General features: G+C 55.3%; 8 protein-coding genes. 3 read left to right on the forward strand and 5 right to left on the reverse strand.

Features of this window, described 5'->3' with window-relative positions; genetic code table 11:
• Window positions 1-101: 101 nt before the first annotated feature.
• The 5 genes from HK28_RS10140 to HK28_RS10160 form a co-directional block, all read right to left on the reverse strand.
• Window positions 102-859 (reverse strand): IS5 family transposase gene (locus HK28_RS10140; RefSeq protein ID WP_143217398.1). Its coding sequence is split into 2 segments (ribosomal slippage): window positions 102-541 and window positions 541-859, totalling 759 coding nucleotides; the frame shifts between segments, so codons are not numbered across the junction.
• A 70-nt stretch (window positions 860-929) separates the two neighbouring features.
• Window positions 930-1,733, reverse strand: a complete 804-nt coding sequence (locus HK28_RS10145; RefSeq protein WP_086644466.1) for an SDR family NAD(P)-dependent oxidoreductase — start codon at window positions 1,731-1,733, stop codon at window positions 930-932.
• A gap of 143 nt (window positions 1,734-1,876) precedes the next feature.
• The gene (locus HK28_RS10150) at window positions 1,877-3,307 is read right to left on the reverse strand and encodes a cytochrome c (protein WP_086644467.1); all 1,431 of its coding nucleotides are present in this window, start codon (window positions 3,305-3,307) and stop codon (window positions 1,877-1,879) included.
• A complete protein-coding gene (locus HK28_RS10155; protein WP_086644468.1) occupies window positions 3,300-4,937 on the reverse strand; it encodes a GMC family oxidoreductase in 1,638 nt (545 codons plus the stop codon). The genes HK28_RS10150 and HK28_RS10155 overlap by 8 nt, the downstream gene beginning before the upstream one ends.
• Before the next feature lie 17 nt (window positions 4,938-4,954).
• Complete coding sequence (locus tag HK28_RS10160; RefSeq protein WP_233140478.1) at window positions 4,955-5,548, reverse strand: sorbitol dehydrogenase family protein; 594 nt, start codon at window positions 5,546-5,548, stop codon at window positions 4,955-4,957.
• A 789-nt stretch (window positions 5,549-6,337) separates the two neighbouring features.
• On the opposite strand from HK28_RS10160, the gene HK28_RS10165 reads away from it, so the two are divergent.
• The 3 genes from HK28_RS10165 (at window position 6,338) to HK28_RS10175 (ending at window position 10,044) form a co-directional block, all read left to right on the forward strand.
• On the forward strand, window positions 6,338-7,270 hold the full coding sequence (locus tag HK28_RS10165; RefSeq protein ID WP_086644470.1) for an AraC family transcriptional regulator: 933 nt from the start codon (window positions 6,338-6,340) through the stop codon (window positions 7,268-7,270).
• Between the two features lie 232 nt (window positions 7,271-7,502).
• Window positions 7,503-8,294, forward strand: coding sequence for an SDR family NAD(P)-dependent oxidoreductase (locus HK28_RS10170; RefSeq protein ID WP_086644471.1), 792 nt, complete (start codon window positions 7,503-7,505; stop codon window positions 8,292-8,294).
• A gap of 319 nt (window positions 8,295-8,613) precedes the next feature.
• Window positions 8,614-10,044 carry a carbohydrate porin gene (locus tag HK28_RS10175; protein ID WP_086644472.1) on the forward strand — a complete coding sequence of 477 codons (1,431 nt, stop codon included), beginning with the start codon at window positions 8,614-8,616 and terminating at the stop codon, window positions 10,042-10,044.
• Window positions 10,045-10,111 lie beyond the last annotated feature (67 nt).

A 10,111-nucleotide genomic window follows, 5' to 3' on the forward strand; every position in this document is an offset into this window, starting at 1 on the left:
CCCGTTCCAGAAGCAGGAAGAAAACATCACAGATCAGGTAGGAGTACAGGCGGCATAAGCGTCCCGCTTAACTGACGACACGCCCTAGGTTCTGTCTGCATTCAACGTAGCCAGATCATGGCGCATGCGAGGTGGACGAACCCCATGAATGCAGGGAGAGTTTTCTCGCATCGCAAGGCAATCCTGCGGAAGCGTTTGAGTTTGTTGAAGAAGCATTCGATCTGATGGCGTTCGTTGTAGAGGCTCCAGTTGATCGGAGGCATGATGGCGCGGCTGGGGTTGGCTTTGATTTGTGCGATTGCCCCGAGGTCATCAGCTATGAAAATGCGTAGTGGGTCAGCGTCGTAAGCGGCATCGGCAATGACATGGCCCACACCCAGCAAGCCGGACAGGAGCGCCTCGGCCTGTGGCCGGTCGCCCCATTGCCCCGGTGTCGGATGAAGCCGGAGCGGTAGGCCGATCGCATCGACGACTGCATGCAGTTTGGTCGTCAACCCACCACGTGAACGACCGATGGCGGCAGTTTCAGCCCCCCTTTTGCGCCGGCCGCATCGGCATGGACTTTCGAAATGGTGCTGTCGATCAGGACGTATTCGAAGTCCGGAGTGTCGGCCAGGGCATGCAAAAGCCTTTCCCAGACACCAGAGTGTGACCAGCGTCGAAAACGAGCATGGACAGCGGTCCATTTACCGAACACCTCTGGCAGGTCACGCCAGCGCGCCGCATTGCTGGCCATCCACAAGATCGCATCCACGAACAACCGGTTGTCGACTCCACTCCGCCCAGGCGTTCCGATCCGGCCGGGAAGATGGCCTTCGATCCGGTTCCATTGCTCGTCTGTCAGTGTTCGTCTGCTCAAGGCTCGTCCTCCCTCGACAGCCTTGAATCAGAACTTCAACCCAAAGAAAATCCGTGAATGCAGACAGAACCTAGAGAATGCCGCCCGAAATCGGCACATTGACTCCGGTCAGGTAACTGGAATCGTCGCTCATAAGGAAAGAGACAACACCGGGAATCTCGGTGATATCACCGTAGCGCCGCATCGGTACGCTTCCGATCATCTGCCTGGCCACCGCTTCAGGGTCCGAGGAAAAATATTGCGTTCTGGCCTTGGCCTGAAGTTCAACCTGACGATCCCACATATAACCTGGCCCCATGAAAGCGGGACTGATCGCATTCACCCGAATATTGTAGGGAGCAAGGTCCTTGGACGCGACTTGGGTCAATCCGACGACCGCAAACTTCGAAGTCCCATAGGCCGCCATATTCGGTGGCCCCTGAACACCAGCCATACTGGCGGTATTCACGATACGACCGTACCGCTGACTGACCATGCGCCTCGAAACCGCTCTGAGCATATAGAAGGCACCGAAAGTATTGATCCTCAAGACGGATTCGAAGTCATCTTCAGGATATTCATGGATAGGCTTGAAAGCCCCCTGAAAGCCGGCATTATTGAAAAGGAGATCCACTGTTCCGAAGTCGCTGGCAATCCGGTCGACAGCTTCAGCGACCGCGTGGCGGTCGGCGACATTGCACTCATAGACCTCGGTCCGCGCACCAGTTAGGGCGCACGCCTTTTGAGCCTCCGAAAGCTTCTCGCCACTAATATCGACCAGAGCGAGGGCCGCGCCCTCCTGCCCCAAGCGCAAAGCGGTCGCCAAACCGATATTGCCACCCGCACCGGTGATCAGCGCCGTTCTGCCGGAAAACCGTCGTCCGTTCTCTGCCATTTTCGTCTCCTACCAACAATATATGACGATCTTGCCTAAAGATTAGAGCAAGGATCGCCGTTAAAAGTTTTGTCATGAACTGTGCGGGGAGATCGATTATGTCAACCTCCGGCTTTCATTCGGAAACGATGACGGAAAGGTCATTAATCGATAATGGCTCTGCGTGCACGTCGCATCACCCACAGAACAATAAGGGCGATGACAGTAAGCACCGCCACCATCACGCCAGAGACCAGATATGGCAGGTTTCTGACAAGACCGGGCAACGGGCCGCCATTGCGGGCAGTCAGCACGTAGTCTGCGGTTACGTGGTGGTCGCCGCTCCCAAATGTCTCCGTCAGATAATTGACGAGGTTGGCAACATCCCTGTCGCTCAGGCGCTGGACGTCGGAATCGGGACCAAACCCAGGCATCAGCACATGCTGCCCGTTTGCATCACGATCCACACCATGCACGATCGCCATGATCAGGTTGTCCGGATTGGGTGCCCCCACCACGGCATTGGAAAACAGCGATGGCGTGAAATGATCGGCAGCACCGGCGCCGTCAAGACCGTGGCAGGCAGCGCAATTATTCACGTAAATGCGCTTGCCATCCATCGGAAATAACGCATCCTCCCGATCCAACTTCGGCTTCTGGATGTCGAGGATAGACTGAGCACTGCCGTAGCGATCGCGTGCACGATCCCCAGGACTGTTTTCTATCGCGGGAACCTGCTTGATATAGACAGCGATCGCATGCAGGTCATCGTCGCTGAGCTTGCTCAGGCTATGCTCAATAGCCTCTCCCATCATACCCGCTGCCTGCGAGCGTCCCGGCACGGAGCCGCTGCGCAGATACTGCACCAGGTCGCCCTCACTCCAGTCGCCTATACCACTCCTGACGCTGGATGTAATGTTTGGAGCATACCACCCTGCCAATGTTGCGCCGCCGAGATATTCGCTGCCCCGTTCGGCCAGCAGGAAGTTACGGGGCGTGTGGCAGGTGCCGCAATGTTCAAGCGCGTCGGCAAGATAACGCCCCCGCTCGATCTGCGACATATGCTGGGCATCCAGCGTCTTCGGCGACGGGCCACCGAACAACAGATTCCATCCGATCATCATTGCACGGATATTGAACGGGAAATTCAGCCCGGTTTTCGGGTTCGTCTGCGTAACCGGCTGCACTCCATGCATGAAATACTCATACATAGCGTGGATATCCGCATCGGTGATGGCGGAATAGGACGGGTATGGCATTGCGGGATAAAGGTGAGCACCGTCCTTGCGGATACCCTGCCGAAGCGCCTTGGCAAAGTCGCTCTCAGTATATTCACCGATTCCCGTGGTCTTGTCGGGCGTGATGTTGGAGGAGACGATGCCCCCCATCGGCGACGAAATGACGAGGCCGCCAGCAAAGGCTTTGCCTCCTGGAGCCGTATGACAGGCTACGCAGTCACCGGCAGTGGCCAGATCGGCGCCTCGCTTGAGGATCGCACTATCCCGATCCTGCGCAACAGCCGCCCCAACCCCCACAAGTCCAGCGACCGCCACGGCGGCATGGACGACCGTACGGCAAGAGAGAAATTTAGGCATGGAGCATCTCTCTCTTGAGCGAGTCAGCAACACGAAGGGCCAAAGCCGCGATGGTCAGCGTGATATTGCCAGTGCCCACGGAGGAAAAGACCGCCGAGCTGGCTACGAACAGGTTCTCATGATCATGCGTGCGGCACTCATGGTCCACCACGGAATTCGTCGGATCCTTTCCCATGATCGTACTTCCGGACGGGTGGCATTGCGGAAAATATCCCGGCGTCCACTGCGGGTCAGTTCCATGCATAAGGACCATCAATTCTTTGAATAGCTCCTTCGTGTGGTCGCAGCTTTTCACGGTGTAATCGGGGAGCTTGTAATAAACCTCGGGATGCGGGATGCCGAGGACGTCCTTGTGTGTCTTGCTGAGCGTCAAGCGATTGTTGGGATCGGCGATCCCCTCGTTATGGCTGAACAACCGGACGGCGTGGGCCGATCCATAGCGGATCTGCTCTTCCAGTTCCTTTCCGACATAGCCTTTGGCAATCGCGAGACCCGTCGCGAAATCTACCTGATTGTCATCGACCATGTGGACGAGATAAGCGCCACGCTCGCTCCGCCACGGCCCATCTCGGAATGTGTCGATGATGCTGGTCAGCAGCGGGCCACGTCCTGGCCAAAGTGAATCATCCCCGCTCATGAAGGCAAGCTGCACGCCGGTGTGATCCATCATGTTCCGGCCGACCTGGTCGGAACTGTTGGCGATGCCCCGGGGATTCTTCTCATCAGCGGAGAGCAGAAGCAGCTTGGCGCTCTCTATGCAATGTGCCGCGACAACGAAATACTTTCCCGTCACGCGATAAGAGTTCTTGTCCGGGTCATAATAATGAACCGCGGTGACCTTCTTGTTGCTGCTGTCGGTTTCCAGACGATAAACGACGGCATCCGGTATGATGCGTGCGCCGGCAGCTTCGGCATGATTGACAGAATGGATGCCATTATACATCGCTCCGATCGGGCAGAGCGGCATGCAATTGTTGTTGCCTTCACAAGTCGGGCGCTTGTCATAAGGCCGCGTATTGCGCGCCTGAGGCTCGTGAACCACCCGGTAAGGTGTCTTCTCATGGATGAGCTTGCGGAACTGCTCGGCCGCATAAGAAAGTGGCACCTCTTTCATCGGGTAATCGTGAGAGCGGGGCGACCCCAGATCGTCGACGTCCATGTTGGGCCCGGCGACGCCCATCATGACCTCGGCCTGATAATAGAACGGCTCCAGATCATTATAGGAAATGGCCCAGTCGCGGCCGACCCCGTAACGGGACTGGATTTCGAAGTCCGAGGGAAGATAACGCCATGCACAGCCCGCCCAGTGCCAGGTCGTACCACCCAGGACACGAAGGTAGCCTTGCTGGTAGGCCGCACCGTCGGGGCCAGTCGTGTGCAGGTACCCGTTCGGCGATCCCTGATCGGGCGGATGCATGGCCCAGGGAACCGGCGGATAGGGAAGCTGATAGGCGCCCTTGTTCTCGGAAGCGCGGAAATTTTCCAGGATATGCTGCCGGTCGATGCGTGGACCAGCCTCCAATACGATAACCGACAAGCCGGCTCTTGCCAGCACATTGGCAATACTAGCGCCTGCGACGCCGGAACCGACAATCACGACGTCGGCCGACAGGCTATTTGACGAATTCATTGACACTCGACTCACACTTACTGAGATTCTGCGACATATTCGGAAGGCGAAAGTGCCGGCTGCCCTTGCGGTTGTCCGACAACAGGCGGTCGCTCCGTCCAGTAGAATGGCTTCGCGGTCGCATAGGTCTTTGAAAAAACGGCATCCTGAGTCAGGGCAAACATGATGGCGGCCCGATAGACAACCACGGTTTGTCCGACAACACCGCGATACCATCCATGCATCAGATCATGGATCGTATCCTTAAGCACCGGGTTGGATTGCTCCGCCGCATGCGCGAACTCGGAAGCCGACGCAAAATGTCCCGCTTTGAGCAGATCATAGAGCTGCCCGATTTCGCGGCGGCGAGCGATGTTTGCGTCGAGCAATGTATCGTATAGTGCGCGCCCCATCAGCGGGTGAAGCGTATCTCGATCCGTCAGACGGAGAGACACCGTCATGAAGCGCTGCAACTCTTCCGGTTCTGGCACGAAGAGAGTGCTGCTCTCGGCGGGTAGCGGCAGCGATGCTGCCGCCAGGAAACTTGCGCCTGCGGCAAGCAACGTACGCCGATGGAATTGTTTCTGCCCGCTACTGACGTTGCCGGACAGGATCGCTTGACCGTTACACACTTGAGTAATAAGCCTCCGTATAAATTCCGCCTATCGCCATCTCATGCGCCATTATTTATCGACAACAAAAACGCGATAAGAGCGACAACCTATTTGAACAAGATCACGCCGTAGGCTGATATTCTGCGCCCCGAGAAGATAGCGGAACTAATGATTGCGCCTTTGAAATCTCCGAATCAGCTCTCAATGACTAAGCCGTTGCCATAGCTATAGTAAGCGGGGGTAGTAAACTCCGTTTTTGACCTCACGCATACGTGAGCGAAGGAAGGGATATGCATATTCGCTAGCGTGTTATCAGCGCCAGCCTGTCGATAGCAGTTGCGTTTTCCACTAGTCGACCGACAGGGCAGCCGCGTCGATAAAGCCATGAAATTAAAGTGTAAAATTCGTCACATTAACGAGCCCCACGATGGGTCCGCAGGTCTGAGCCCACAGCATCTGCAGCAGTGGTCGGGACGCACACTCTTGCAAGAGAGTATTATAAAAATAAAATTTTCCGACTAGATTATCATCGGCGGAAGGGGGATTGATCTGCGGCAGAGAAGCGCCTCCGGCCACACACGGTAGGCTTTTATTCGTGGATATGTTTCGAAAACCGATCTTTTTCTGATTTACAAGGGAGTATCATTTATGTGCGAATAACTGCCGAGAGTTTCGTGCGCCTGACTCTTTTTCAGCCGAAGTGACGCCCTCTGGGTCGTTTGGCTCAATCCCGGCGGTCGGCGGAACATTGAAGGTAAGTTTTCCACATCCCCAGTGAGCTAGTAGCGAACCTCAGAGCACCTCGTCATGCCGCAGAACGGACGCACAATCGACGGGCGATCGCCCCCTGTTTTCGAAGTCGTGACCGCTGCTCCCGCGACCAGTTTCGTCGTCCATCGACACGACTATCCGGCCGAATGTGCCCGGTGGAATTACCATCCAGAATATGAGCTTCATCTTATTACCGCCAGCCAAGGCTTCTATATGGTCGGAGATTTTGTTGGCACATTCAAGCCCGGAAGCCTGGTCCTGACCGGGCCGAACGTGCCGCACAACTGGTTTAGCGACATCAAATCCGATGAAATCGTATACGGACGAGATCTCGTCATCCAGGCGCATGATTCATGGTTGCGTAATCTCGTCAAGCTGTGTCCGGAATTGAGAGTGGTGTCGAAACTGCTCGACGATGCGGCGAAGGGTATTGAATTCCTCGGCGCGGAAGCGGAAGCACTGGGCGCACAAATGATAGTGTTGGAGGACACGGCCCCTGCCTCTCGCGTCGGCATGTTTATCGATCTTCTTGTTGGTCTGTCCCGTTGTCCTCGTCGGATTCTATGCAGTTCTATGGATTTGCGCCTCGGTCGAGCGGTTGAAGCAGAAAAGATGGAGATGATCGTCCGCGATCTGTTAGCAAGCGATCTTCGCGACGTCCGGCAGTCGGACGTCGCTCACCGCGCTGCGATGACCGCCTCCGCCTTCTCGAGGCTGTTTCGCAGCGCGACAGGAGATACCTTCACCTCGTTCCTGCGCAGGCTACGCCTGAGCAGGGCCTGCGATCTCCTGATGACAACCAGTGAGCCCATTTCTATCATAGGCGAGAAAGCGGGCTTTACCAATCTTTCGAATTTCAATCGATATTTCCTTGCCGAAAAGCTGGTCACACCACGTCAGTATCGGCGGAATGCACAGAAGGCCATGGCACCGACGGCTGTTACGCACGGTGAGAGAGTGTCAAAATAACGTGGGTCATGCGGCAAAAGGAAACCGGCACGGCGCTTGAACTTTCCAGCTCTTATCAGCGGCTGAGACTTTCCCACGTCTCAGGCTAAACAGAAAGGATCAGTCCTAATCGCGGTGCGGACTGCCGGCATCAGTTCGGTCTCGTCTGGTGCCCTTGGCGGAGGCATTCGTAACAACTTTCTCGCGTACAACTCGAATTCTCAAAATATTTTACAAAAAAGGGAAAATTTTCATGGAATTGGGTCTTGAAGGGAAAGTTGCCGTCGTTACCGGATCGAGCGTCGGAATCGGACTTGCTATAGCAGAAGGGCTCGCGAAAGAGGGCGCGAACATAGTCCTGGTCGCGCGGCAACGCGAGAGACTGGAAGAGGCTGCCGATATGCTCGCCGCGACATATGGCATTCGTACCCTGGGCGTTTCCGTCGATATCGCCGGTTCCGATGGTGTCGATCAAGTGGTGAGTGCTGTCGCTAACGCGTTTGGTGGGGCGGATATCCTGATCAATAATGCCGGCACCGGCTCCAACGAGACGATCATGGAGGCGTCGGATCAAAAATGGCAGTTCTATTGGGATCTGCATGTCATGGCGGCTGTCAGGTTAGCCAGAGGCCTGGTGCCCGGAATGCGCCAGAAGGGCGGCGGAGTCATTCTTCACAACGCGTCGATCTGTGCCACGCAGCCCCTTTGGTATGAACCGATTTATAATGTGACAAAATCCGCGCTGATGATGTTCTCCAAGGTGCTCGCAACGGAGCTTATTAAAGACAATATTCGTGTCAATTGCGTCAATCCGGGTCTGATTCTTACGCCAGACTGGATCAAGACGGCGAAAGAGTTAACCCAGAACACCGGGGGTGATTGGGAGGGCTATCTGCAATCAGTCGCGGACGAACATGCCCCTATCAAGCGTTTTGGTTCGCCTGAAGAGCTGGCAAATTTTTTTGTGTTCCTATGCTCGAGCAAAGCATCCTACAGCGTTGGCTCCTCCTATTTCGTGGATGGCGGCATGCTCCGAACACTCTAGAATCATCCAGTTCGTCCACCCTTCTGTCTTCTTGACGTTCATCCGGGAGGGTGATGGCGGAGAAGACGGAGGGCGGCGCTTCACAGCCTTGCATCTTACCCGGTTAATATGAAAAGCTTTGTATAGATCGCGAACAAGTTCCACCGATATGCGGGACGTGCACCGTTCCTTAATTCGCCCAAAAAGCATTGCAATAACTCTTCGACAGCTTTTTGACGGCGTTATCGGCATCTGCGATGCGCATGAGGCATTGGGATGACACTTTTGTCCCTGCCCCGTCCTAAAACCAGCCTCAGGATTGATTATTATCGTGCCTGGTATGCGTCATGCCCTTCCATTTCTCCTATTACTCGCGGTCGCGCAGTTTCCCTGCAACGCCTTCGCTCAAGAAACGGGAACTGCCTCTGGTGACCGTGCAGGCGTTCAGCCATCGCTCCGGTTCAATCAGCCCGGTAGTTCATCGATCGATGATCCAGGCTCATTTTTTTCGGCACCATACGGCGAGAGTCATTTTTTTGGTGACTGGCAGGGCATGCAACCTTGGTTGCTCAATCGAGGCATTCATGCTGCAGCTGATATCCACGAAGAGCTGGCAGGAAACTTCCGGGGTGGCCTCAGGCAGGGGGTGACCAATGCTGGGCAAGTTGGCGTCGAGGTCGATATCGACTGGACGAAGCTCATCGGGTTGCCAAATTTCTGGACCCACACGATGATTGTCAACGGAAATGGGCGCAGCCTGAGTTCTCAATATATCGGAAACATCGCCGCTATTCAGCAGATTTATGGAAGCCGAGGAAATGTCGTCGCCCATCTTGTCTATATGTACGGCGAGAGCGCTTTTTTTCATAACCGCCTAGACATCAGCGCCGGATGGTTACCGGTCGGAAGTTTTTTTGCATCCACTATTCTCGAATGCAACTTCATGAATGTCTCGATCTGCGGAAATCCGGCGCCGAGTAAATACACGCAGAGTGATCTTGACTGGCCATCGGGCAATCTCGGTGCCGTGCTTCGAATCAGGCCTACATTAAGGACCTATTTTACAGGAGGTCTATTTGCCGTGTCTCCTCATGCCTATAGCGGTGGCATTTCGGGCTGGTCATGGGCACAGGACGGCTTGGGCAAAATTACAACACCGGTTGAAATTGGCTGGACGCCTGAGTTCGGAAAAGACCACCTTCTAGGTCACTACAAGGCAGGTTATGGCTACGACAACTCGCGTTACAACGACCTCTACGAAGACATCCATGGAGAGCCTTGGGTTGCAACGGGACAGCCTGCGCACAAGCAATCAGGACGAAGCAGTGCGTGGGTCATCGCCAACCAGATGGTCGTACGCAACGGTCCGGGGGCAACAAACGGGCTGATACTTCTCGGCGGCTACATGTATACATCGGGCCACACGACGGCCATGAACCACCACTTATGGGCAGGCGTCATCGAAACTGGCGCGCTATGGGGACGCCCACTGGACACGATCGGTATCAGTTATGGATGGCTTCAGATGAGTCGGAGCGCGACGCTTCAACAGGAAGCCTCACAGGCCTTAGGCTTGCCGTTTCAGTCAAATCCATGGGGACCGGTTTACGGGGTACAGACACATGAGAACGTTTATGAGGCATTCTATAACATCAACGTTGTCAATTGCGCAAGCCTTCAACCTGACTTCCAGTTCATTCAACGCCCTGGAGCAACCAGTACGATCCACGATGCTGCCGTGATGGCGCTACAGTTTAATATTGTAATGTAAGTCGTCATTGGAGGTGCAGCGGTGCTGTCACGTTAACTTACGAGGGGCATTTGAAGGCGCTTGAGGG

The organism is Acetobacter sp. DsW_063, assembly GCF_002153745.1.
Lineage (GTDB): Bacteria > Pseudomonadota > Alphaproteobacteria > Acetobacterales > Acetobacteraceae > Acetobacter.

What these genes read in the sequence shown, in the direction of transcription:
- HK28_RS10145 (WP_086644466.1), bottom strand. Translation starts at nt 1,733, where the DNA reads ATGGCAGAGAACGGACGACGGTTTTCCGGCAGAACGGCGCTGATCACC.
- HK28_RS10150 (WP_086644467.1), bottom strand. Translation starts at nt 3,307, where the DNA reads ATGCCTAAATTTCTCTCTTGCCGTACGGTCGTCCATGCCGCCGTGGCG.
- HK28_RS10155 (WP_086644468.1), bottom strand. Translation starts at nt 4,937, where the DNA reads ATGAATTCGTCAAATAGCCTGTCGGCCGACGTCGTGATTGTCGGTTCC.
- HK28_RS10165 (WP_086644470.1), top strand. Translation starts at nt 6,338, where the DNA reads ATGCCGCAGAACGGACGCACAATCGACGGGCGATCGCCCCCTGTTTTC.
- HK28_RS10170 (WP_086644471.1), top strand. Translation starts at nt 7,503, where the DNA reads ATGGAATTGGGTCTTGAAGGGAAAGTTGCCGTCGTTACCGGATCGAGC.
- HK28_RS10175 (WP_086644472.1), top strand. Translation starts at nt 8,614, where the DNA reads ATGCGTCATGCCCTTCCATTTCTCCTATTACTCGCGGTCGCGCAGTTT.